Origin of the sequence: Paraburkholderia sp., assembly GCF_004298475.1 — a bacterium.
In the GTDB taxonomy this organism is placed as follows: Bacteria; Pseudomonadota; Gammaproteobacteria; order Burkholderiales; family Burkholderiaceae; genus Paraburkholderia; species Paraburkholderia denitrificans.
Genome location: NZ_SCRP01000014.1, coordinates 18,461 through 40,537 on the forward strand (window position 1 = coordinate 18,461; position 22,077 = coordinate 40,537).

Annotated in this window: 21 protein-coding genes and 1 riboswitch; of the genes, 6 read left to right on the forward strand and 15 right to left on the reverse strand. The window is 66.5% G+C overall.

All coding sequences use genetic code 11. The annotated features are described in order from the left end of the window. Positions 1 to 83: 83 nt before the first annotated feature. Positions 84 to 1,304, forward strand: a complete 1,221-nt coding sequence (locus tag EPN59_RS08285) for an SAM-dependent methyltransferase (protein WP_293034359.1) — start codon at positions 84 to 86, stop codon at positions 1,302 to 1,304. A 5-nt stretch (positions 1,305 to 1,309) separates the two neighbouring features. Then, a complete protein-coding gene (locus EPN59_RS08290) occupies positions 1,310 to 1,504 on the forward strand; it encodes a DUF2905 domain-containing protein (protein WP_293034358.1) in 195 nt (64 codons plus the stop codon). A gap of 54 nt (positions 1,505 to 1,558) precedes the next feature. Here the strand turns inward: EPN59_RS08290 and EPN59_RS08295 are convergent, their stop codons facing one another. The 4 genes from EPN59_RS08295 to EPN59_RS08310 all read right to left on the reverse strand — a co-directional run bounded on the left by EPN59_RS08295 (position 1,559) and on the right by EPN59_RS08310 (position 6,538). Then, positions 1,559 to 2,797: a multifunctional CCA addition/repair protein gene (locus EPN59_RS08295; RefSeq protein WP_293034357.1), complete on the reverse strand. Its 1,239-nt coding sequence runs from the start codon at positions 2,795 to 2,797 to the stop codon at positions 1,559 to 1,561. Next, a complete protein-coding gene (locus tag EPN59_RS08300; protein WP_293034356.1) occupies positions 2,794 to 3,441 on the reverse strand; it encodes a glutathione S-transferase family protein in 648 nt (215 codons plus the stop codon). The genes EPN59_RS08295 and EPN59_RS08300 overlap by 4 nt, the downstream gene beginning before the upstream one ends. 36 nt (positions 3,442 to 3,477) lie before the next feature. After that, positions 3,478 to 4,425 (reverse strand): complex I NDUFA9 subunit family protein, encoded by a 948-nt coding sequence (locus EPN59_RS08305; RefSeq protein ID WP_293034355.1) that lies wholly within the window; start codon positions 4,423 to 4,425, stop codon positions 3,478 to 3,480. A 130-nt stretch (positions 4,426 to 4,555) separates the two neighbouring features. Further along, a complete protein-coding gene (locus EPN59_RS08310) occupies positions 4,556 to 6,538 on the reverse strand; it encodes a lytic transglycosylase domain-containing protein (RefSeq protein WP_293034372.1) in 1,983 nt (660 codons plus the stop codon). Between the two features lie 32 nt (positions 6,539 to 6,570). Here EPN59_RS08310 and EPN59_RS08315 point away from each other — a divergent pair, with 32 nt between their 5' ends. The 4 genes from EPN59_RS08315 to pxpA all read left to right on the forward strand — a co-directional run bounded on the left by EPN59_RS08315 (position 6,571) and on the right by pxpA (position 9,949). Then, the gene (locus EPN59_RS08315) at positions 6,571 to 7,185 is read left to right on the forward strand and encodes a 5-formyltetrahydrofolate cyclo-ligase (RefSeq protein ID WP_293034371.1); all 615 of its coding nucleotides are present in this window, start codon (positions 6,571 to 6,573) and stop codon (positions 7,183 to 7,185) included. Positions 7,186 to 7,361: 176 nt separating this feature from the next. Then, entirely contained in the window at positions 7,362 to 8,021 is a 660-nt protein-coding gene (gene pxpB / locus EPN59_RS08320) for a 5-oxoprolinase subunit PxpB (protein ID WP_293034354.1), read from the forward strand. Beyond that, a complete protein-coding gene (locus EPN59_RS08325) occupies positions 8,018 to 9,115 on the forward strand; it encodes a biotin-dependent carboxyltransferase family protein (protein ID WP_293034353.1) in 1,098 nt (365 codons plus the stop codon). The genes pxpB and EPN59_RS08325 overlap by 4 nt, the downstream gene beginning before the upstream one ends. Positions 9,116 to 9,196: 81 nt before the next feature. After that, positions 9,197 to 9,949 (forward strand): 5-oxoprolinase subunit PxpA, encoded by a 753-nt coding sequence (gene pxpA, locus EPN59_RS08330; protein WP_293034370.1) that lies wholly within the window; start codon positions 9,197 to 9,199, stop codon positions 9,947 to 9,949. Positions 9,950 to 10,021: 72 nt separating this feature from the next. On the opposite strand, the gene EPN59_RS08335 is transcribed toward pxpA, so the two are convergent. From EPN59_RS08335 to EPN59_RS08385, 11 genes are all read right to left on the reverse strand, one after another. After that, a complete protein-coding gene (locus EPN59_RS08335) occupies positions 10,022 to 11,245 on the reverse strand; it encodes a TraB/GumN family protein (RefSeq protein WP_293034352.1) in 1,224 nt (407 codons plus the stop codon). Beyond that, entirely contained in the window at positions 11,238 to 12,251 is a 1,014-nt protein-coding gene (locus EPN59_RS08340) for a peptide ABC transporter ATP-binding protein (RefSeq protein WP_293034351.1), read from the reverse strand. The genes EPN59_RS08335 and EPN59_RS08340 overlap by 8 nt, the downstream gene beginning before the upstream one ends. Further along, complete coding sequence (locus EPN59_RS08345; RefSeq protein WP_293034350.1) at positions 12,248 to 13,327, reverse strand: ABC transporter ATP-binding protein; 1,080 nt, start codon at positions 13,325 to 13,327, stop codon at positions 12,248 to 12,250. The genes EPN59_RS08340 and EPN59_RS08345 overlap by 4 nt, the downstream gene beginning before the upstream one ends. 1 nt (position 13,328) lies before the next feature. After that, positions 13,329 to 14,246 (reverse strand): ABC transporter permease subunit, encoded by a 918-nt coding sequence (locus EPN59_RS08350; protein WP_293034349.1) that lies wholly within the window; start codon positions 14,244 to 14,246, stop codon positions 13,329 to 13,331. Between the two features lie 51 nt (positions 14,247 to 14,297). Next, complete coding sequence (locus tag EPN59_RS08355; RefSeq protein WP_293034348.1) at positions 14,298 to 15,311, reverse strand: ABC transporter permease subunit; 1,014 nt, start codon at positions 15,309 to 15,311, stop codon at positions 14,298 to 14,300. A 136-nt stretch (positions 15,312 to 15,447) separates the two neighbouring features. Continuing rightward, complete coding sequence (locus tag EPN59_RS08360) at positions 15,448 to 17,079, reverse strand: ABC transporter substrate-binding protein (RefSeq protein WP_293034347.1); 1,632 nt, start codon at positions 17,077 to 17,079, stop codon at positions 15,448 to 15,450. A 390-nt stretch (positions 17,080 to 17,469) separates the two neighbouring features. Continuing rightward, a complete protein-coding gene (gene metF, locus EPN59_RS08365; protein WP_293034346.1) occupies positions 17,470 to 18,300 on the reverse strand; it encodes a methylenetetrahydrofolate reductase [NAD(P)H] in 831 nt (276 codons plus the stop codon). Between the two features lie 21 nt (positions 18,301 to 18,321). Further along, the gene (locus EPN59_RS08370) at positions 18,322 to 18,675 is read right to left on the reverse strand and encodes a phage holin family protein (protein WP_293034345.1); all 354 of its coding nucleotides are present in this window, start codon (positions 18,673 to 18,675) and stop codon (positions 18,322 to 18,324) included. Between the two features lie 106 nt (positions 18,676 to 18,781). After that, a complete protein-coding gene (gene ahcY, locus EPN59_RS08375) occupies positions 18,782 to 20,200 on the reverse strand; it encodes an adenosylhomocysteinase (protein WP_293034344.1) in 1,419 nt (472 codons plus the stop codon). 33 nt (positions 20,201 to 20,233) lie between these two features. Then, positions 20,234 to 20,350, reverse strand: a riboswitch (S-adenosyl-L-homocysteine riboswitch). Positions 20,351 to 20,556: 206 nt separating this feature from the next. Next, positions 20,557 to 21,375, reverse strand: coding sequence for a glycosyltransferase family A protein (locus EPN59_RS08380; RefSeq protein WP_293034343.1), 819 nt, complete (start codon positions 21,373 to 21,375; stop codon positions 20,557 to 20,559). Between the two features lie 231 nt (positions 21,376 to 21,606). Next, positions 21,607 to 22,038 carry a DUF29 domain-containing protein gene (locus EPN59_RS08385; protein ID WP_293034369.1) on the reverse strand — a complete coding sequence of 144 codons (432 nt, stop codon included), beginning with the start codon at positions 22,036 to 22,038 and terminating at the stop codon, positions 21,607 to 21,609. Positions 22,039 to 22,077: the final 39 nt, after the last annotated feature.

A 22,077-nucleotide genomic window follows, 5' to 3' on the forward strand; every position in this document is an offset into this window, starting at 1 on the left:
CCTGCATGATACTCGGCAGGCGATGGGGAGGCGCATCCTCCGCTATCCCCAAAAATCACGATAGAGCCATTTACAATGGCGGAATGAATCCGAAAGCTCACGAACCCGATAGTTTACCTGTTCCCGAACCGGCCGCGCTCGCGCAGTCCGAGGCGCTTGCCGCCGCCTTGCGCGCCGAGATCGCCGCGGCAGGCGGCTGGCTGCCGTTCGAGCGCTATATGGAGCGCGCGCTCTACGCGCCGGGGCTCGGCTACTACAGCGGCGGCGTACGCAAGTTCGGCCTCTTCGCCGCCGACGGCAGCGACTTCGTGACCGCGCCGGAACTCTCGCCCCTCTTTGCCTCGACGCTCACGCGCGCGCTCGCCGAAGCGCTCGCGGCGAGCGGCACGCGCGCGCTGATGGAGTTCGGCGCGGGCACGGGCAAGCTCGCGGCTGGCATCCTGCTCGCACTCGACGCGCTCGGCGTCGCGTTCGATTCGTATGCCATCGTCGATCTTTCCGGCGAATTGCGCGCGCGCCAGCGCGAAACCCTCGAAGCGCGCGCGCCGCATCTCGTGGACCGCGTGACGTGGCTCGACGCCCTGCCCGCGCAGTTCGAGGGTGTGGTGATCGGCAACGAAGTGCTCGACGCGATGCCGGTGCGGCTTTTTGCCCGCAAGGACGCCGTGTGGCACGAACGCGGCGTGGCGGTGAACGCGCAGGGCGCGTTCGTGTTCGCCGACCGGCCGGCGGTGAGCGGCGGCAGCGCAGGCAACGGAGCCGACGCGCACTGGCCCGAAGGCGTGCTCGCCGGCATCGAGGGCAGCGACGACTACATCGCCGAAACGCACGACGCGGCGCTCGCGTTCACGCGCACCGTCTGTACGATGCTCGTGCACGGCGCCGCGTTCTTCATCGACTACGGGTTCCCGAGCGGCGAGTTCTATCATCCGCAGCGCGTGCAGGGCACGCTGATGTGCCACTACCGCCATCGCGCGCACGACGATCCCTTCCTCTATCCGGGCTTGCAGGACATCACGGCGCACGTGGAATTCACGGGCATCGCGCACGCGGGCGTCGAGGCGGGCGCGGATCTGCTCGGCTACACCTCGCAGGCGCGCTTTCTGATGAACGCGGGCATTACGGAAGTGCTCTCGGAAATCGATCCGCGCGATGTCGCGCGCTTCCTGCCCGCCGCAAATGCGGTGCAAAAACTCGTCTCCGAATCGGAGATGGGCGAGCTTTTCAAGGTGATCGCGTTCTCGCGCGGCATCGACGGAACCCTCACCGCATTCGCACGCGGTGATCGCAGCCACACACTCTAGCCCCCATGATCCGCTGGTTCATCACCACGTTCATCGCCGTGGCGATCCTCTCGGGTGCGCAGCCGTGGCTGCGCAAGCTCGGCATCGGCAGACTGCCCGGCGACGTCACGCTGCGCCTCTTCGGCCGCGAATACCCGCTGCCGTTCATGTCGACGCTCGTGCTGTCGCTGTTGCTTTCGCTACTCGTGCGCGCGCTCTGAGCAACGTGCGCTGAGGGCGCTGAGGACGCTGCGGGCGCAAGCAACCCGCAGCGCTCACACCTGCGCCAGCGCGTCCTCCACGGCCTTCACGCGCGCGCCGTGCACCGCGTCCTTGATCTTCTCCGCACCACCGCCGCAATCGCGCGCGATTGCGCCCGCGTCGACGCCGCGCGCCGCCGCCAGCGCCGCACGCAGCCGCTCGACCTGCGGATACGGCGCCTGCTCCCAGCCGAGCCGCCCGCGCAGATCCGCCTCGCACGCCTGTAGCGCCTCGGCGAAGCGCGCGGGCTTGCGCAGCGCGTCGCAACGTTCGAGCAGGCGCACGAGCGCGGCCCCGCCCATCTCCGTCACGCGATGCACGTTGCTGTGCTCGCGCGCGACCAGCACGGCCAGATCGCGGCATTCGTTGGGCACGCGCAGACGCTCGCACAGCGGCTTGAGCAGATCCACGCTGCGGCCTTCGTGGCCGATGTGGCGCGGCAGCACGTCCGCAGGCGTGGTCGCCTTGCCGAGGTCGTGCGTGAGCGCGGCGAAACGCACCGGCAGCGTGTAGCCTTGCGCCGCCGCGTGGTCGATCACCATCATCACGTGCACGCCGGTATCGATTTCGGGGTGATAGTCCGCGCGCTGCGGCACGCCAAAGAGGCCTTCGACTTCCGGCAGCACGCGCGCGAGCGCGCCGCATTCGCGCAGCACCGCGAACATGCGCGACGGCTTGTTCTCCATGAGTCCGCGCGCCACTTCCTGCCATACGCGCTCGGGCACGAGCGCATCGACTTCGCCCGCTTCGACCATGCGCCGCATCAGCATCATTGTTGCGGGCGCAACGGTGAAGTCGGCAAAGCGCGCCGCGAAGCGTGCGATGCGCAGGATACGCACGGGGTCTTCGAGAAACGCATCGCTCACATGCCGGAACACGCGTGCTTTCAGGTCGCCCGCGCCATCGAACGGATCGACCACCTCAGCGCCCATGACATCGCCCGGGAGCACTTCGCACGCCATCGCGTTGATCGTGAGATCGCGCCGCGCGAGATCTTCTTCGAGCGTCACCTCGGGCGCGTAGAAGAACTGGAAGCCGTGGTAGCCCGCAGCGGTCTTGCGCTCGGTGCGCGCAAGCGCGTATTCCTCATGCGTGTGCGGATGCAGAAACACCGGAAAGTCCTTGCCCACCGGACGATATCCCTGCGCCGCCATCTGCTCGGGCGTCGCGCCCACCACCACATAGTCGCGGTCGCGCACGGGCAGCCCGAGCATCTCGTCGCGGATCGCACCGCCTACAACGTAGATTTTCATTCGTCGAATTCGTCGTCGGCCACAATGTGCGTTTCGCTGCGCGCCGCCGCGATCCACGCGGCAACGGCGGGCAGCGCCGTCACGCGCCGCGAGTATGCGCCCGCTTCCGGCGAGAGCTGCGGATGATAGCTGTTGAAGCGCATCACGACCGGCGCGTACATCGCATCGGCAATGCTGAATTCGCCGAACAGGAACGGTCCGCCACTGGCGGCGAGGCACTCGCGCCAGATCGCATCGATGCGCGCGATGTCGCTGAGCACGTCCGGCGCCGTGCCCACGCCGGGGCGCTTCAGGCGGATGTTCATCGGCATGGCGTTGCGCAGCGCGAAGAAACCCGAATGCATTTCGGCGCTCACGCTGCGCGCGCGGGCACGCGCATTCGCGTCGCGCGGCCACAGCGCATGCTTCGGGAAACGCTCGGCAAGCGTCTCCGCAATGGCGAGCGAATCCCACACGGCGAAGCCGTCGTCGGGCATCAGGCACGGCACCTTGCCCGACGCCGAGTACTGCAGGATCGCCGCCTTCGTGCCCGGCTCGTCGAGTTCGATCAGCACTTCGTCGAACGGAATGCCGAAATGCGTGAGCAGCAGCCACGGCCGCATCGACCACGAAGAGTAATTCTTGTCTCCAATAGCGAGTTTCATCACGACCATCAGGTTAAGAGTGGATGGAGGAGCATGCTAGCTCGTGTGGAACACCTTGGGCCGCGAGCGCTGCGCCGCGTCGCCCAGATACAGCGGCGCCATCGTTTCGAGGCTCGCGGGCTCGATGCCGAGTTCCGGCGCGAGCGGCCCGGAGAGCACGCTGTCGACTTTCATCGAATCGAGATTGTCGCGCGTGAGCACCGGCACGCCAGGCGCCATTTCGAACGAGAACGCCTGCAACCGCGCAAGCGTGTTGGGCAGCCGCACGATGCGCGCATGCCGCCCCACCACGTCGCCGCAATACGTCAGCAACTGTTCGAGCGTATAGACGCTCGGCCCGCCGAGTTCGTAAGTGTGCCCGCTTGCGGCGTCGAGATCGAGCACATTGACGATCGCCGCCGACACGTCGGCGAGATAGACCGGCTGGAATTTCGCATCGGGCATCGCGAGCGGAATCACCGGAAAGAGTTTTTGCAGGAACACGAAGCGGTTGAGGAACGTGTCGCCGGGGCCGAACACCACCGACGGCCGGAAGATCGTCGTGGCAAGCGACGCCGACGCGTGCACGGCCTTTTCGCCGTCGCCCTTCGAGCGCAGATACATGCTGGGCCCGCGCGGATCGGCGCCGATCGCGCTCACGTGAATGAGCCGGTGGACGCCCTTGCCTTCGCATGCGGCGACGATCTTCGTCGGCAGTTCGACGTGCAGTCGCGCGAAGCCGGGGCCGTAAGGATCGCCGCGCCCGCCGTCGAGCGTGCCGACGAGATTGATGACGGCGTCGGCGTTTTCGACGAAGCTCGCGAGCGCAACGGGATCGAACACATCGGTTTCGATCACATCGATGGGAAGCAGGGTGAGATGGCGGGCGTTGGCGCGTCGTCGGGTCGCGACGCGCACGTCCTTGCCCGCCTCGACGAGCGCGTTGACGAGATGGCTGCCGATGAACCCCGAACCGCCGATAACCGCGATGGCTTGATGTCGCATCTCCGACCTCCCTTGTGCAAGCGGCACGAGAAATCGAGAACCGGATTCGCCCGGCCGGCGCGCGCAAAGCGGGGTGCGGTGCGCGCCGTCGTGGGCCGCCGGCGCCCGGGCGGGCGCGGCGGCGCTGCGCTTAGGGTGCGATGTAGCCGAGACGCGCCTTCAGCGATTGCGGGCGGCCCTCGAACAGCGCCGCGTAGTAGACCGTGTTCGACAACACATTTTTCACGTAGTCGCGGGTTTCCGTGAACGGAATGGTTTCCGCGAAGATAGCGCCCTCGACAGGCTGCTGCAACGACTGCCGCCACGCGCGGGGGCGGCCCGGTCCGGCGTTGTAGCCCGCGGTGGCGAGCACGGCTGAACCGTCGAACTGATTGTAGATCATCGACAAATAGTTGGTTCCGAGAAGAATATTCGTGTCGATGTTGTCGAGTTGCGCGCGCGAGAGCGGGCCGAGGCCGATCTTTCTCGCGACCATCTGCGCCGTGGCCGGCATGATCTGCATGAGACCGCTCGCTCCGACGCCCGAGCGCGCGTTCAGAATGAAGCGCGACTCCTGGCGGATGAGCCCGTAGGCCCATTCGACGTCGAGACCGTTCGACTGCGCATCGCGCTCGACGATATTGCGAAACGGCGAAAGAAAGCGCAGCGAGAAGTCATGCTCGGATTTCGTGCGGTCCGCCGTGTTGACGGTGCGGTCGAGCAGGTCGATACGCCGCGCGTATTCGGCGACGGCAAGCAACTGGCGATCCGTCATGCCGCGCAGCGGCCAGTTCCATTCGCGATTGCCTTCGAACCGCAGATTCATCGCATAGAAACGCTGCGCAAGCGCGAAGCCCGGCGTGCGCCCGGCCTGGGCGATTTCGTCGTCGGTCACGGTGACCTTCGGCGGAATCGTGATCTTCTGGCCGAGCTCTTCGAGCGCGAGCTGGCCGTAGAAGTTATAGCCCGGCGAAATCTGCGCGAACTCCTGGTTCGCCTGCGCCACGTCGGCATTCTGGCCGCTCTGCTTGAGCGCGCGCGCGTGCCAGTAGACCCACGCGGGCTGCGCGCGCAGCGCGGCGGGCATCTGCTCGATCGACCAGCGCACCATGGTCCAGTCGCCGCCGAGCAGCGCCGCGCGCGTGCGCCATTCGTAGGCGGCATTCGAGAGCGGCGCGTTCGCCGAGAGGCGATACCAGTCGAGCGCGCCGGGCAGGCGCTTGAGCGCGGCCTGATAGCCGATCGTGCCCCAGCCGATGGCGCGCTCGGGCGACGACATCGAAGGCGCGACGGCGGCCCAGGTCGCGGCGGCCATCGCCGGATCGTTGCGCGCCATCACCGTGACGGCGAGCAGCGCGAGCTGGTGCGACTGCGGATCGGCGCTCACGCCGCGTGCGAGCGTGAGCGGCGGCGTGCTCGTGGCCTGCGCGGCGGCGGTCGGGTCGGGCTGTTGCGCGAGGCCGCCGAGCAGCCGGTCGCCCGTGGTGGTCTGGTTCTGTTCGTAGGCGAGGCGGATCTGCTGCCACACGTCGTCGCTCGTGAACTGGCCTTTGATGGCCAGCGCCGTCACGAGGTCGACGCAACCGTCGCCGTAGTAACGCGGTTCGGTGAGCAGTGCGCGCGCATCGTTTGCGACGTTCTCGCCGTGCGCCGCGCGCGATTCGAGCGCGTAGCACTTCACCTGCGTGTCGTCGTTGAGGACGAAGCGCGGATACTGCTGATCGAAGTTCGCCCAGTCGTGGCGCGCGCCGAGCACGAGCAGATAGTCGTTGCGCAGACGGTCGGCAATCGCCTCGCCATCGTGGCGCTGCAGGAACGAGAGCACGGGCGCGTCCGGCGCGTCGATGCGCGCGTGACCCTGCGAGTCGAACAACTGCGGCTTGATCTGGAAGTACTCGAGATACGACTGTGCCGGATAGCCCGGAATCGTTGCAGCCAGTTGCGCGGCGCGCGCGGGATCGTTGTTGCGCGCAGCTTCGCGAAGCTGAATGAAAGTCTGGTCGTCGGGGGAAAGTTGCGCGCCCTGGGAAACGGCGGCGGGCCGCACGGCGGACGCCGTGCTGCAGGCAACGAGTGCCGCGGCGGCCAGCGCGAAACCGGCCGCGCGATATACTCGGACAAAGCGTTTGGACATCATTGTTTCTGGAGCACGAGGTGGACCCAAGGATAGCATGCAACCCTCGCCCGGAATCCAAAAAGAGCTACCGTGCGCGACTCCTCGCAACACGTCTGGAAGCCGCATCTGATGGGGCTCTGAACGCCGCGCTCGAAACCCGGCTCGCGGCACTCGTCGAACACCTCGCGCCTCGATCGATCGGCTTTTACTGGCCGTTGCGCGGCGAGTTCGATGCGCGCGCCTGGATCGCATCCTGGCTCGCAGGCGATCCGTCGCGGCGCGCATCGCTGCCCGCGATTCGCGAACGTCATGCGCCGCTCGCCTTTCACCTCTGGACCCCCGATGCGCCGATGCGCGAAGGCCATCACGGCATCCCCGAACCGGCCTCGCAGGTGAGCGCGACGCCCGATCTGCTGCTCGTGCCCTGCGTGGGCTTCGATGCCGACGGCTACCGGCTCGGTTACGGCGGCGGCTATTACGACCGCACGCTGGCCGACTGGCCCGGCGACGCGCTGCCCGTCACGGTCGGGATTGCGTACGAAGCGTGCCGCATCGAGACCGGCCTGCTCGAACGCGAAGCGCATGACCTGCCGCTCGACGCCGTCGTCACCGATGCCCGCACGCACCTCACCGCCCGCATCAAAGTGCGCATCAAGGCCTGCTGATGGCCAGTTGAGTGCGCGCGTCAAGTGTGGATCGACTGCGCGCTGACATCGCGCGCAGTCGCACCGGCTGCACCGCCTGCACCGCCTGCACCGAACGCGCGCCACGCTCACACCAAGCCGACACGTTGCGTGCGCGAAGGGCACAATCCGGGTACGACCCGTCCCCTTGCAACGCCATGTCGAATCTTGCTCCTCGCATCTTTGCGCTCGGCGACGAAGCACTCGTCTGCGAAGTGCCGCCGCCCGCCACGCTCGAAGTCCAGCGCCGCGTCTGGGCCGTCGCCGCGCTGGCGCGCGACTGGGCGTCCGTGCGCGAAGTCGTGCCCGGCATGAACAACCTGACGATCACGTTCGATCCGCTCGCTGCGGACTCCGCCTCGCTCACACGCGCGCTCGAAACGGCCTGGTGCGACGCCGACATCGCGCCGCGTGCAGGCCGCGACATCGAAATCCCGGTCGCATACGGCGGCGCAAACGGCCCCGACCTCGAAGCCGTTGCGCATCACACGGGCCTCAATGCCGCCGATGTCGCCGCACGCCACGCCGCCGGTGTCTACACCGTGTTCTTTCTCGGCTTCCAGCCGGGCTTCGCCTATCTCGGCGGACTCGAAGCCGCGCTCCACACGCCGCGCCGCCGCGAGCCGCGCCTCGCCGTACCGGCCGGATCGGTCGGCATCGGCGGCGAGCAGACGGGCATCTATCCCGCGAAGTCGCCGGGCGGCTGGCAACTGATCGGCCGCACCGCGCTGACGCTCTTCGATCCCACGCACAACCCGCCCACGCTGCTCCTGCCCGGCGACCGCGTGCACTTCACCGTCGCGGAGCTATGCGCATGATCGAAGTCCTGCGCGCGGGCGCGCTCACCACAATCCAGGATCCCGGCCGATACGGCTACCGGCACCTCGGCGTCGCGACAGCCGGGGCGCTCGATGCGCTCGCGCTCGAAGTCGGCAACCGGCTCGTCGGCAACCGGCCCGATGCTGCGGGCATCGAAGTGACGCTCGGCCCCGTCGTGCTGCGCTTCGCGCGCGCGACGCGCATCGCCGTTACGGGCGCCGATTACGGCGCAACGCTCGGTACAAGCCAGGGAACAGGCGCGGAAACGGGCGCGGCGTGGCCCTGGTGGAGCCTGCCCGTCGCGGCGGGCGAAGAACTCGTGCTGAACAACGCGCAGCGTGGGATGCGCGCTTATGTCTGCGTTGCGGGCGGCATCGACGTCCTGCCGATTCTCGGCTCGCGCAGCACCGATCTCACGGCGGGCTTCGGCGGACTCGCAGGCCGCGCGCTCAAGGACGGCGACCACCTCGCCACGGGCGCAAGCGCGGCGCCCGGGCCCGGGCGCGCATCGTTATCGCCGGATGCGCCGCCATTCGGCGTGAAATCCCCCTTGCTGTGCGACTTCGGCTACGTGCACGAGCCGCACCGCCAGCATCGCCGCCGCACGAACGCGGACGCGGACGCATGGAGCGTGGTGCGGGTACGCGTGCTGCGCGGCCCGGAATACGACAGCTTCACGCCCGAAGCGCAGGACGCGTTCTGGTCCGAGGAATGGCGCGTCACGCCGAACAGCAACCGCATGGGCTACCGCCTGTCGGGCACGGCGCTCGTGCGCGAAAGCGGCGCGGACCTGCTCTCGCACGCGGTGCTGCCGGGCACGGTCCAGGTGCCGCCCAACGGTCAGCCGATCGTGCTGATGAGCGACGCGCAGACCACCGGCGGCTATCCGAAGATCGGCTCGGTGATCCGCGCCGATTTGTGGAAGCTCGCGCAGGTGCGTCTGATGGGCGGCGTGTGCTTCGTGCCGACCACGCCCGCACTCGCGCGCAAGGCGCTCGAAGACGAACTGGCGTATTTGCGGCAGATCGACGCCGCAATCGCGATGCATGACGAACACTACGCGCGGCGCTGTGGGATGGCGCAACGCGCGTAGCGGGCATAGCGGGCGTTGCGCGCACAATAATCAGCAGCGAAAAAGAAAAAAGCCGCAGGCAGGACGGAGAAACCCATCATGATCACCATCGACCTGAACGCCGATCTTGGCGAAGGCTGCGGCTCGGACGAGGCGCTGCTCGACCTCGTCAGTTCCGCGAACATCGCGTGCGGCTGGCATGCGGGCAGCGCCCACGCGATGCGCGAATGCGTGCGCTGGGCCGTCGAAAAAGGCGTGTCGATCGGCGCCCATCCGGGTTTCAACGACCCGGAGAACTTCGGCCGCAAGGAGATGGATCTCCCGGTCGCCGAGCTTTATGCGGGCGTGCTCTACCAGTTGGGTGCGCTGTCGGCGATTGCGCAGGCCGAGGGCGGGCGCATCGCGCACGTGAAGCCGCACGGCGCGCTCTACAACCAGGCGGCGCACGACGCGCGGATCGCGGACACGATCGTTTCCGCCGTGCACGACTTCGATCCGACGGTCGCCGTGTTCGCGCTCGCAGGCAGCGCGCTTGCGGCAGCCGCGCGCGCGGCCGGGCTTGTCGCCGTGGAAGAAGTGTTCGCCGACCGCGGCTATCGCGCAGACGGCTCGCTCGTACCGCGCAGCGAGCCGGGCGCCCTTCTGGACGACGAAGACGCCGTGCTTGCGCGCACGCTCGCGATGATCCGCGAGCAGCGCGTGCAGGCGGTCGACGGTACGTGGGTGCCGCTCAATGCGCAAACCGTCTGCCTGCACGGCGACGGACCGCATGCGCTGGCGTTCGCGCGGCGCATCCGCGCGGCGCTGGCCGACGCGGGCATCGGCGTACGCGCTGCGAGACAGGCCAGGGACTGAGCGGGCACGGCGGCAGGTTGAAGCGCGCAAAAGCATACGAAGGCGGCTAAACGCAACCCGGCTCAACCCAACTCAACCCGGCTCGACGGTGAAGCCGCGCTGGCGCAGCAGCGCCAGCACGCCCTTGCGCCCGCCGAGGTGCAGCGCGCCGATTGCGACGAACACCGGCTTGTTGGGCGCCGCGATCTGCAGCATGCGCGAGACGAAGCGCCGGTTGCGCTCGTAGACGATGCGGTTGTCGACCGAATCCGAAACGCGCTTGTCGTGCGCGAGCTTCTCCGAGCGCGCGATCTCCCACGCGGCAATCGCATCCGCATCGCCAAGACGCCACAGATGCAACAGCGTGTTGACGTCGGCGACGTTCTGCGCCGGGGTCTGCGCGAGATCCTGCGCCAGCATCTCGCGCTGCTGCGCAAGTGACAGGTTCGTGAACGAGCGCATCTGCTCCTGAAGCGTTTCGAGCCCGACGACACGCCGCCCCTTCAGCGTCAGGAACACGTTCTGCAACTGCGCCTCGGTGCCGTACTCGGTCTGCAGGCCCGCGCTCAGCGAATCGTAGGTTTCCACGAGGAGCGAGGCGAGCCACGGCCGCATCCGGCGGATTCCGGCAAGCGCCTCGGGATTGCCGCGCAGGCGCGCTTCGAGCTTCTGCCACAGCGGTTCGGGCAGGAGCCCCGGCAGGCAGGGACGCGCGCACACGCCGTACTTCGAAACGTCGTCCTGCGAGACGAGCAGATCGTCGGGCGAGAGTTCGAGCGCGAGCGTCGGCGACGCGTTGAGCGCCGCGAGGATCGGCGGACGAAAGGGCTGGCTCGGGGGATAGTCGACGGGGTCGCCCACATGCAGCGTCCCGAGCAGGTAGAGGGTGACCGCGCCGCGCGTGGCGACGTAGAACGGCATGCGTGCGGGCTGCCTGCGTACGGGGCCTCCAGCGGTCGTGCCCGAGGCGTAGCTCGGCACGACGGGCGGCGAGTGAAAACCCGGCAGGCCCGACCCGCCCGGCATCGAGACGGGCGGACGGGCCCCAGGCGTAGTGGTAGCAACTTCGGCGGCGGCTTCCGCCGCGAGCGCGGCGGGGATGAAGCCGCGCGATTGCGGCGCGGCCACCACCTGAAACGCATTGCCTGCACCGACGGCGAGCCGCGGCGGCCGGTCGAGCGGCGGCCCGAAGGCGATGGCCAGCGCGAGCAATGCGCCTGTGGCGGCACGCACGGCATCACGCAATGTGAAAACGGCACGACGGCCGCTTTCACCCCAGCGGCGCGTAAAACGACGCGCCGCCGTCGCTTCAGGCATCCTCTTCCCCCACCTCCTCTGCACGATGGCAGGATACCTGACGCCCATCAACTTCGCGAAGTACCGGAACTTCTTTACGACACCGCTCGATCGCATACGGACAGCGCTGGTGGAACGTGCAGCCCGACGGCGGGTTCAGCGGCGACGGCAGTTCGCCTTCGAGCTTGATCTTCACGCGGCGGTCCGCCTCGAAGATCGCGGGCGTCGCCGACAGCAGCGAGCGCGTGTACGGATGGCGCGGCCGCTCGATCACGGTCTTCTTGTCGCCCAGCTCGGCCACCCCGCCGAGATACATGACCATCACGTCGTCGGCGATGTGCTCCACCACCGAGAGGTTATGCGAGATAAAGATGTAGCTCGTGCGGAACTGATCCTGCAGATCCATGAAGAGGTTCAGGATCTGCGCCTGGATCGACACGTCGAGCGCGGAGACCGGTTCGTCGGCCACGACGATCTGCGGATCGAGGATCATCGCGCGGGCAATCGCCACGCGCTGGCGCTGCCCGCCCGAGAACATGTGCGGATAGCGCTTCGCGTGCTCGGGCCGCAGGCCGACGATGCGCATCATGTGCGCGATGCGGTCCGCGCGCTCGGCAGCCGTGAGCTGCGTGTTGATCGCGAGCGGCTCGCCCAGCGTCTGCTCGACCGTCTTGCGCGGATTGAGCGAGGCGAACGGGTTCTGGAACACCATCTGCACGCGGCGGCGCAGTTCGGCGATCTTCTCCCGGTTCGCGTGCGCGACGTCCTCGCCGTCGATGACGAGACGGCCCGCCGTCGGCGGCTCGATCATCGTGAGCTGACGCGCGAGCGTGGACTTGCCGCAGCCCGATTCGCCGACCACCGCCAGCGTGCGGCCGCGCACGAGCGAGAACGACACGCCGTTGAGCGCCTTCACGGTGCCCGTGCCGAACATGCCGCGCTTGACGGTGTAGTGCTTCTTCAGATCCTCGGCGACGAGGACGCGGTCTTCATCGCCATGCGGCGCGTGTTGCGGGACTGCGTTCATAGCGCGCCTCCGTGAGTCGGTTTCGCCGCCTGATTGCGCATATCGCGCAGATCACGCATATCGCGCAGATTGAGCGGCTTGATGCAGCGGACTTGCGTGACGGTTACACCACCGGCACCGGCACCGGCGCCCGGCACCGGTTCGAGCGCGGGACGCGTCTTCCTGCAGTCGTCCACCACGTACTTGCAGCGCGGCGCGAAGAGGCAGCCGCCCGGACGGTCGTCGCGTCCCGGCACCATGCCCGGCAGCGCGGCGAGGCGCACGGCGCCCTTGTTGTGCTCGGGAATCGCGGCGAGCAGCGCCTCGGTGTACGGATGATGCGGCTTCGCGAAGATGTCGGGCACGGCGTTCGTCTCGATGATCTCGCCCGCGTACATGACGGCCACGCGCTGCGCGACTTCGGACACCACGGCCAGATCGTGCGAGATCAGCACGAGCGCCATGCCGCGCTCCTTTTGCAGGCGCACGAGCAGTTCCATGATCTGCGCCTGGATCGTGACGTCGAGCGCCGTGGTGGGCTCGTCGGCGATCAGGAGCTTCGGGTTGCAGGCGACGGCCATCGCGATCATCACGCGCTGGTTCATGCCGCCCGACATCTGGTGCGGGAAGTTGTCGATGCGGTTCTTCGCGTCGGGAATGCCCACCTGGTCGAGCAGTTCGAGCGCGCGCGCGTTGAGCGCCGCGCCGCGCAGGCCCTCGTGCAGCTTGAGCACTTCCTTGATCTGGTAGCCGACGGTGTAGCTCGGGTTCAGGCTCGTCAGCGCGTCCTGGAACACCATCGCGATTTCCTTGCCGACGATGCGGCGGCGCTCCTTGCCGGTCGCGTTGAGCAGGTCGCGGCCATCGAACGTGATCGAATCGGCGCTCACCTTGCCGGGCGCATCGATGAGGCCCATCAGCGCCATCATCGTCACGCTCTTGCCGGAGCCCGATTCACCCACGATGCCGAGCACCTCGCCCGGCGCGACCGAGAGATTCACGCGGTCCACGGCGGGCAGGCCGTTGAAGTTCACCGCCAGGTTGCGGATGGTCAGCAGGTCCCGCGTTTGCGTTTGCGTTTGTGTTTGCGTGTTCATGTCAGGCCATCCGTTTCAGCTTGGGATCGAGCGCGTCGCGCAGCCCGTCGCCGAGCAGGTTGATCGCGAGCACCGAAATCAGGATGGAAAGGCCTGGCATCGTGACGATCCACCAGGCGCTGTCGATATAGTCGCGCGCCGAGGCGAGCATCGCGCCCCATTCGGCGGCGGGCGGCTGCACGCCGAGGCCGAGGAAGCCGAGCGCGGCGGCGTCGAGAATCGCCGACGAGAAGCCGAGCGTGGCCTGCACGATGAGCGGCGCCGTGCAGTTGGGCAGCACCTGCGAGAACATCAGGCGCGCCGTGCCGGCGCCGGCCACGCGCGACGCGGTCACGTACTCCTTGTGCAGCTCGCCGAGCGCCGAGCCGCGCGTCAGACGCACGTAGCCCGGCAGCGCGACGATCGCGATGGCGAACATTGTGTTCGTCAGACCCGGGCCGATGATCGCGACCACGGCCACGGCGAGCAGCAGCGAGGGCAGCGCGAGCAGCACGTCCATCAGACGCATGATCGGCGTATCGGCCCACTTCTCGAAGAATGCGGCGACGAGGCCGAGCACGACGCCCGGAATCAGCGCGAGCACCACCGAAACGCAGCCGATCCACAGCGACAGCCGCGCGCCGTACATCAGGCGCGAGAGGATGTCACGGCCGGCTTCGTCGGTGCCGAGCACGAACTTCCAGTTGCCGCCGTCGAGCCAGGCGGGCGGAATCTTCACATAGTCGCGGTACTGCTCGATCGGGCTGTGCGGCGCGATCAGCGGCGCGAAGATCGCGACGAAGATCAGCACGAGCACGACGACGCCGGCCGAGACGGCGCCCTTGTTGTGCGAGAAATTCGCCCAGAATTCGCGCAGCACGAGCGTGCGGCCCGAGGGCGGCGTGACCGCTTGCGGGGCGGCGTTCTGAATGTCAGCCATCACGCCTCCAGATTGCGTTGAAGGTATTGCGGGAATCGGTTCATGACGGGCTTACCTCGTGTGACGGATGCGCGGATTCAGCACGCCGTACAGCAAGTCGACGCACAGGTTCACGACGATCACGAGTGTCGCGATCATGAGGATGCCGCCCTGCACCACCGGATAGTCGCGGCGGCTGATCGCATCGATCAGCCACTTGCCGACGCCGGGCCAGGAGAACAGCGTTTCGGTCAGCACCGCGCCCGCGAGCAGCGTGCCGACCTGCAGGCCGATCACGGTGACGACGGGAATCAGCGCATTGCGCAGCGCGTGCACGACGATCACGCGCAGGGGCGAGAGGCCCTTTGCGCGCGCGGTGCGGATGTAGTCCTCGCGCAGCACTTCGAGCATCGACGAGCGCGTCATGCGCGCGACCACGGCGAGCGGAATCGTGCCGAGCACGATGGCGGGCAGGATCAGGTGGCTCACGGCGGAGCGGAACGAGCCTTCGTCGGTGCCCGGCAGCAGCGAGTCGATCAGCATGAAGCCGGTCACGTGCGGAATGTCGAATTCGACGGCGATGCGGCCCGACACGGGCGTCCAGCCGAGATTCGACGAGAACACCATGATGAGGATGAGGCCCCACCAGAAGATCGGCATCGAATAGCCGGTGAGCGCGGTGCCCATCACGCCGTGATCGACGAGACGCCCGCGCTTGAGCGCCGCGACCACGCCCGCGGGCAGGCCGACGGCGAGCGCGAAGACGAGCGCGCACAACGAGAGTTCGACGGTGGCGGGAAAGCGCGCGAGAAACTCGCCCATCACGCTCGTGTTGGTGATGATCGAGGTGCCGAGATTGCCTTTCAGCGCGTGGCCGACGTAGTGGAGATACTGCATCGGCAGCGGTTCGTCGAGGCCGAGGCGATGCATCGCGTCGGCGTGCATCTGCGGATCGACGCCGCGCTCGCCCATCATCACTTCGATGGGGTCGCCCGGAATCAGGTGGATAAGCGCGAATGCGAGGATGGTGATGCCGATGAAGGTGGGTATCACCATGCCGATACGGCGCAGTACGAAGCGGAACATGGTTTGTTCCCCCGAAAGCTTGAAATGAAATGCAACCGGCGACGGAGGCTCGTGACCCCGGTCGCCGGACCCGATTCGGCCAGTTTTCCAGATCGTGTCCGACCGGGCTAATGCCCGGTCAGGACGCGGCGCGGCATTACTGCATGCCGACGCCGTCGAAGCGCGCATAGCCGAGCGGCTCGATGCGCATGTCGATCACCTTCTTGCTGACCGGCTGATAGACGGTCGAGTGGGCGATCGGCGAGAACGGCAGTTGCTTCGCGAAGATCTGCTGCGCCTGCTCGTAAAGCTTGGTGCGCGCCGCCTGATCGGACGTCGTGCGGCCCTTCTGGATCAGTTCGTCGAACGGCTTGTAGCACCACTTGCCGAAGTTGTTGCCGTTCACGGCCTCGCAGCCGAGCAGCGTGCCGAGCCAGTTGTCGGGGTCGCCGTTGTCGCCGGTCCAGCCGATCAGCATCGCGTCGTCTTCGCCCGCGTGCGCGCGCTTGATGTACTCGCCCCACTCATACGTGACGATCTTCGCCTTCACGCCGATCTTCGCCCAGTCGGCCTGGATCATCTCGGCCATCAGACGCGCGTTCGGGTTGTACGCGCGCTGCACCGGCATGGCCCAGAGCGTGATCTCGAGGCCGTTGGCCACACCCGCCTTCGTGAGCAGCGCCTTGGCCTTGGCCGAATCGTATGCGTTCGACGGCAGGTTCTTGTAGTAGGACCATTGCGTCGGCGGCATCGGGTTCGTCGCGAGCTGGCCCGCGCCCTGGTACACCGACTCGATGATGGCTTTCTTGTTGATCGCCATGTCGAGCGCGTGGCGCACGTCGGCGTTGTCGAGCGGCTTGTGCGTGACGTTGTACGACAGGTAGCCGAGGTTGAAGCCCGGCTGCGACGGCATCGCGACGGTCGGCTCGGCCTTCAGCGGGGCGATGTCGGCGGGACGCGGATAGCTCATCACCTGGCACTCGTCGCGCTTGAGCTTTTGCACGCGCACGCTCGCATCCGGCGTGATCGAGAAGATCAGCTTCGAGAGCTTCACTGCGCCCGGCTTCCAGTAGTCAGGATTGCCGTCGAAGCGGATCGTCGCATCCTTCGTGTAGCTCTTGAAGATGAACGGGCCCGTGCCGACCGGATACTGGTTGATGTCGGCGGCCTTGCCGGCCTTCAGCAGCTTGTCGGCGTATTCCGCCGAGAGAATCGATGCGAATTCCATCGCCATGTTCTGGATGAACGGCGCGTTCGGCTCGTTCAGCGTGAACTTGACGGTGTACGGATCGACCTTCTCGACCTTGGCGATCAGCTTGTCGAGACCCATGTCCATGAAGTACGGGAACGATACCGGGTACGCCTTGCGGAACGGCTGGTTCGGATCGAGCATGCGATCGAACGTGAAGACGACGTCGTCGGCGTTGAATTCGCGCGTCGGCTTGTAGAACGCCGTGGTCTGGAACTTCACGCCATGACGCAGATGGAACGTGTAGGTCTTGCCGTCGGCGGAAACATCCCACGATTGCGCGAGGCCCGGTTCGACCTTCGTGCCGCCGCGCTCGAATTCGACGAGGCGGTTGTAGACGGTGAAGGTGTCCGCGGTGAAGTCGGTACCGGTCGTGTATTGCGCCGGGTCGAAGCCGGCGGGGCTGCCCTCCGAACAGTAAACCAGCGTCTTGTTCGGGATGCCCGCGGCGTGCGCTACGTTGGCGCCCGCAATCGATGCCGCTGCGAGCGCAGCAAGCGACGTGAGTCGCGCAGCTCGCAACAGGTTGTTTCCTTTCATATTTCCTCCAGTTCGGTGCCGGACTGTGCCAGCGTAGCGCGATCTTACAAGACCTGGAGCACCCGTCACAACAGATAACGGGGCCCGGTAGACCATGGAAAACGCCGGGTTGACAGACCGGTTGCACCTCGAACTTGAAGCCGGGTTACCCGATTGGCATGGGTTGCGCCTGCTGCGCGAAGCGAGTGTCGCCGACTCGATATTTTGAGCCGTCACGCGCGCCACCGCCCCGGCTCGCCACGATTTCCCGTGCAATTTCGCGGGCGCTCATCCGCTGCCAATGAAAGCGGCCCGCTCGCCCCCGCGTCTCACACATGAAACGCGGGGGGCGAGCGGGCCGTGCAGGCGATGTACTCGCGGCTGGGGTTTTACGGACGCCTTATAGAAACCTTAGAGTCCGAGCCGCTCGCAGATCGACTTCGTCGCTGCCGCGCCGTTGAGGGTGTAGAAATGCAGCCCGGGCGCGCCGGCATCGGTGAGACGGCGGCACAGATCCGTCACGACGTCGAGGCCGAACGCGCGGATCGCCTCGCGGTCGTCGCCGAAGCTCTCAAGGCGTTTCGCGACCCAGCGCGGCACTTCCGCCCCGCACATTTCGGAAAAGCGCATGAGCTGCGAGTAGTTCGTGATCGGCATGATGCCGGGCACGATCGGCACGTCCACGCCCAGCTTGTGGACGTCGTCGACGAAGCGGAAGTACGCGTCCGCGTTGAAGAAGTACTGCGTGATCGCCGAGTTCGCACCCGCCTTCACCTTGCGCGCGAACGCTTCGATGTCGTGACGCGGCGAGCGCGCCTGCGGGTGATATTCGGGATACGCGGCCACTTCGATGTGGAACGTGTCGCCGGTTTCCTGGCGGATGAACGCAACGAGTTCCGACGCGTAGCGCAGCTCGCCCACTTCGCCCATGCCCGAGGGCAGGTCGCCGCGCAGCGCGACGATGTGGCGGATGCCGTGCGAGCGGTACTGCTCGAGGATTTCGCGCAGCTTCTCTTTGGACGAGCCGATGCACGAGAGGTGCGGCGCCGCTTCGATGCCGTCCTTCGCAATCTCGATGACGGTGTCGAGCGTGCCTTGCTGCGTCGAGCCGCCCGCGCCGAACGTCACTGAAACGAATTTCGGCTTGAGCGCCGCGAGCTGCACGCGCGTGGCGTGCAGCTTTTCGACGCCGTCGTGCGTCTTCGGCGGGAAAAATTCGAATGAAAGTTCGATCGGTTTCATGATGGGATGGCCGCGGCCCGGTTAGCCGAGCGAGCGGTTGCCGAAAATCAGGGCAGACAGCAGCCATGACACGATGCTGTAGAGGATCGAGCCAAAAAACGCCGACCAGAAACCCGACACCTCGAAGCCTTTCAGCAGCGTCGCCGCGAGCCAGAAGCACAACGCGTTCACGACGAGGATGAAGAGCCCGAGCGTGAGAATCGTCACGGGCAGCGTGAGCAGGATCAGCACCGGCCGCAGGATGGTGTTGATGAGCCCGAGCACGACGGCAACGATCAGCGCGGTGCCGAAACTGCGGATGTGAATCGACGGAACGAGCCAGGTGATGATCAGGAGCGCAAGCGCGTTGATCAGCCAGGTCAGCAGCACGGTCATGGGAGCTCCTGTTTCTTGATGGAATGCCGGTGGCCAAAACTTCAAAAACATCCGTACCCAGCGTGCGGCCGGAGTCAGCGCTGACTCCGGCCGACAGTTTCCTGGCTTAGTAGCGGTAGTGGTTCGGCTTGAACGGGCCGCTCTTGTCGACGCCGATGTACGATGCCTGCGCGTCGGACAGCACGGTCAGGTTCGCACCGATGCGCGCGAGGTGCAGACGCGCAACCTTCTCGTCCAGATGCTTCGGCAGCACGTACACCTTGTTCTCGTACTTCTCTCCCTGCGTGAACAGTTCGATCTGTGCAAGCGTCTGGTTCGTGAACGAGTTCGACATCACGAACGACGGGTGGCCCGTCGCGCAGCCGAGGTTCACGAGGCGGCCTTCGGCCAGCAGGATCACGCGCTTGCCGTCCGGGAAGATGATGTGGTCGACCTGCGGCTTGATGTTGTCCCACTGATACTGGCGCGTCGACGCCACGTCGATTTCCGAGTCGAAGTGGCCGATGTTGCAGACGATCGCATTGTGGCGCATCGCCTTCATGTGGTCGTGGCCGATCACGTGGTAGTTGCCGGTGGCCGTCACGAAGATGTCGGCCTTGTCGGCGGCGTACTCCATCGTCACGACGCGGTAGCCTTCCATCGCCGCCTGCAGCGCGCAGATCGGATCGATTTCGGTGACCCACACCGTCGCGCCGAGGCCGCGCAGCGACTGCGCGCAGCCCTTGCCCACGTCGCCGTAGCCCGCGACCACGGCGATCTTGCCCGCGATCATCACGTCGGTGGCGCGCTTGATGCCGTCCACGAGCGACTCGCGGCAGCCGTACAGGTTGTCGAACTTCGACTTCGTGACCGAATCGTTCACGTTGATCGCCGGGAACGGCAGACGGCCATCCTTCTCCATCTGGTACAGGCGGTGCACGCCCGTCGTCGTTTCCTCAGTCACGCCCTGGATGTGCGCGAGGCGCTTCGAGTACCACGAAGCATCGCTGTCGAGGTGCTTTGCGATCGACTTGTAGAGCGCGACTTCTTCTTCGTTCGTCGGCTTGGCGATAACCGAGCGGTCCTTTTCGGCCTTCGAGCCGAGGATCAGCAGCAGCGTTGCGTCGCCGCCGTCGTCGAGGATCATGTTGGCGGACTCGCCGTTCGGCCATTCGAAGATGCGGTGGGAGAACTCCCAGTATTCGTCGAGCGATTCGCCCTTGAACGCGAACACCGGCGTGCCGCCCTGCGCGATGGCGGCAGCGGCGTGGTCCTGCGTCGAGAAGATGTTGCACGAGGCCCAGCGGACGTCGGCGCCGAGCGCCTTGAGCGTTTCGATCAGCACGCCCGTCTGGATCGTCATGTGCAGCGAGCCCGCGATGCGCGCGCCCTTGAGCGGCTGCTGCGCCTTGTACTCGTCGCGGATCTGCACGAGGCCGGGCATTTCGGTTTCGGCGATGTCGAGTTCCTTGCGGCCCCAGGCGGCAAGCGACATATCGGCGACGACGAAATCTTTGACTTGAGCTTGCGGAATTGCGGCGTTCATCACGCCCTCCTTTCTAAAAGTGACTAGAAATTAAAGACGTGAGCGCCGTTTCGATGCGGTTGCCTGACTGTGAAGCAACCGGATTGAGCGCCTCCGAGCCTGGCGGGCTGCATGCGTAATGCGCAGCCCGTCGCAACGCTCCTCGGAGACGAGGCGTGATTGTAGCAAATCGGCATGGCGCTGTCGGAACTACCGCGTCGCACAAATACGCCTGCGGCGAACGGCACTGGCGGATGTGGCGGACCTGGTAGATCTGGCGCACCTGGCGGATGCGCCGCAAACGGCGCTGCGGGTGACGTGAGTAACGTGGCCGCAGCAAGCGCCGCGCGCATCGCAGCGCGCGGGCACGGGAGAAACTAGCCGGCGACGTAGCTGGCGATCTCGCCGGCCACCGCGGCGGCGCGCGGATTCACGGCTTCGCTCACGTTGAGCGCGCGCAATTGCTTCACGGCAGCGAGCGCATGTTCGAGGAACTGGCGCGAGCACTGGACGACGGCCGCGCTGTCGCCCGGATCGGGCGTCTGCAGGCCAGCCTGGATGCGGAAGAAGCGCTCGGCGTGGATGCCGTCGTGATAGTGCATGCGCACGCGCTTCATGTCGTCGAGCCGACGCTGGCCAAAAGTCTCGCGCAGCGCCCACGAGAGCGCGCCGTCCTCGCCGCCGTACTGGCGGAAGAAGTCGTCGATCGGAAAACCGCCCAGCGCGAGAAATGCGCTGCGGCGGATCACGAGACTGCTCGGCACCGTGTTGCTGAGCGTCGCGGCGTGCATGGGGAAGTCGGGATGCGCAAGCACCGATTCGGGAAAACCGGCGAACTCGACGTCGAGCCGGATCGCGGCTTCCCGTGGATGCTGGTCGAGCCACGCGCCCGCATCGGCGAGCGCGCCGGGCATGTATTCGTCGTCGGCGTCGAGAAAGGCGAGCACCGCCGCAGTCGCGTGCAGCGCACCCCAATTACGCGCGCGAGCCGCGCCGCTGTTCATCGGCATCTGCAACAGATGCACGCGCGTATCGTGGCGGGCATAGCCGAACACGATTTCAGCCGATGCGTCGGTGGAGCCGTCGTCGACGACGAGGATCTGCACCGCTTCGCGTTGCGCGATGCAGCTGTCGAGGGCGCGCGCGAGCGTCGGCGCGCTGTTGTAGCACGGAACGATGATTGAGATGGGCAGCATGGGTAACGTCGCCGTCAAGCCGCAACGAGCGCGGCAACGCTGTCCATGATAGACCGGCTGCGATCCGGGAAATCTGAAAATGGTGCGGCGCGCAGCCGCGAAAAGCGCAACCGCGCCGAAGAGTCGCACGGTTGCGCTGTAGTCGCCCGGGGTTGCACCGCGTTCGCACAAGCGATAGAAAAGCCAGCCCCAAGGCTGGCTTCCAGACTTCCGGCGACCCAGAGGCGACCATCAGTCCGGCATGAATTCCTCATCGAGGACCTGCTCGATCGGCCACGGACAGGTTTCGGGGAACACATCAAGACCGGTTTCGCTGACCGCCTGCGCCAGCGCCCTGGCCCACACAACCCGCATCCAGTCGGCATCGGCCAGCCTGGGCTTGAGGCTCGGCGCCTCATCCAGAAGGTAGGCCACGTCCAGCCGTTGAGCCTTGATGGTCCTTTGCCAGCTCGCGCCTCGCCGCGCAGACTGGAACTGCCACTTGAGCAGATGTGCCAGCAGTACCGCCATGCGGCTGATCAGTTCCCGCTGCTCGCTCTTGCCCACGTCCTCGATCTCCTCTGCCAGATGCTCGATGTCCAGCTCCGAGAACTTGCCCGCGCGCAACAACGCCGCCTGTTCGTTCGACCAGGCCACCACGTCCTTCTCGTAGCTCGTTCCCATTTTCCGGCCCTCCAGACCGATCACGTCTGCCGCCATTCT

What these genes read in the sequence shown, in the direction of transcription:
- EPN59_RS08285 (WP_293034359.1), top strand. Translation starts at nt 84, where the DNA reads ATGAATCCGAAAGCTCACGAACCCGATAGTTTACCTGTTCCCGAACCG.
- EPN59_RS08290 (WP_293034358.1), top strand. Translation starts at nt 1,310, where the DNA reads ATGATCCGCTGGTTCATCACCACGTTCATCGCCGTGGCGATCCTCTCG.
- EPN59_RS08295 (WP_293034357.1), bottom strand. Translation starts at nt 2,797, where the DNA reads ATGAAAATCTACGTTGTAGGCGGTGCGATCCGCGACGAGATGCTCGGG.
- EPN59_RS08300 (WP_293034356.1), bottom strand. Translation starts at nt 3,441, where the DNA reads ATGAAACTCGCTATTGGAGACAAGAATTACTCTTCGTGGTCGATGCGG.
- EPN59_RS08305 (WP_293034355.1), bottom strand. Translation starts at nt 4,425, where the DNA reads ATGCGACATCAAGCCATCGCGGTTATCGGCGGTTCGGGGTTCATCGGC.
- EPN59_RS08310 (WP_293034372.1), bottom strand. Translation starts at nt 6,538, where the DNA reads ATGTCCAAACGCTTTGTCCGAGTATATCGCGCGGCCGGTTTCGCGCTG.
- pxpB (WP_293034354.1), top strand. Translation starts at nt 7,362, where the DNA reads ATGTCGAATCTTGCTCCTCGCATCTTTGCGCTCGGCGACGAAGCACTC.
- EPN59_RS08325 (WP_293034353.1), top strand. Translation starts at nt 8,018, where the DNA reads ATGATCGAAGTCCTGCGCGCGGGCGCGCTCACCACAATCCAGGATCCC.
- EPN59_RS08335 (WP_293034352.1), bottom strand. Translation starts at nt 11,245, where the DNA reads ATGCCTGAAGCGACGGCGGCGCGTCGTTTTACGCGCCGCTGGGGTGAA.
- EPN59_RS08340 (WP_293034351.1), bottom strand. Translation starts at nt 12,251, where the DNA reads ATGAACGCAGTCCCGCAACACGCGCCGCATGGCGATGAAGACCGCGTC.
- EPN59_RS08345 (WP_293034350.1), bottom strand. Translation starts at nt 13,327, where the DNA reads ATGAACACGCAAACACAAACGCAAACGCAAACGCGGGACCTGCTGACC.
- EPN59_RS08350 (WP_293034349.1), bottom strand. Translation starts at nt 14,246, where the DNA reads ATGGCTGACATTCAGAACGCCGCCCCGCAAGCGGTCACGCCGCCCTCG.
- EPN59_RS08355 (WP_293034348.1), bottom strand. Translation starts at nt 15,311, where the DNA reads ATGTTCCGCTTCGTACTGCGCCGTATCGGCATGGTGATACCCACCTTC.
- EPN59_RS08360 (WP_293034347.1), bottom strand. Translation starts at nt 17,079, where the DNA reads ATGAAAGGAAACAACCTGTTGCGAGCTGCGCGACTCACGTCGCTTGCT.
- metF (WP_293034346.1), bottom strand. Translation starts at nt 18,300, where the DNA reads ATGAAACCGATCGAACTTTCATTCGAATTTTTCCCGCCGAAGACGCAC.
- EPN59_RS08370 (WP_293034345.1), bottom strand. Translation starts at nt 18,675, where the DNA reads ATGACCGTGCTGCTGACCTGGCTGATCAACGCGCTTGCGCTCCTGATC.
- ahcY (WP_293034344.1), bottom strand. Translation starts at nt 20,200, where the DNA reads ATGAACGCCGCAATTCCGCAAGCTCAAGTCAAAGATTTCGTCGTCGCC.
- EPN59_RS08380 (WP_293034343.1), bottom strand. Translation starts at nt 21,375, where the DNA reads ATGCTGCCCATCTCAATCATCGTTCCGTGCTACAACAGCGCGCCGACG.
- EPN59_RS08385 (WP_293034369.1), bottom strand. Translation starts at nt 22,038, where the DNA reads ATGGGAACGAGCTACGAGAAGGACGTGGTGGCCTGGTCGAACGAACAG.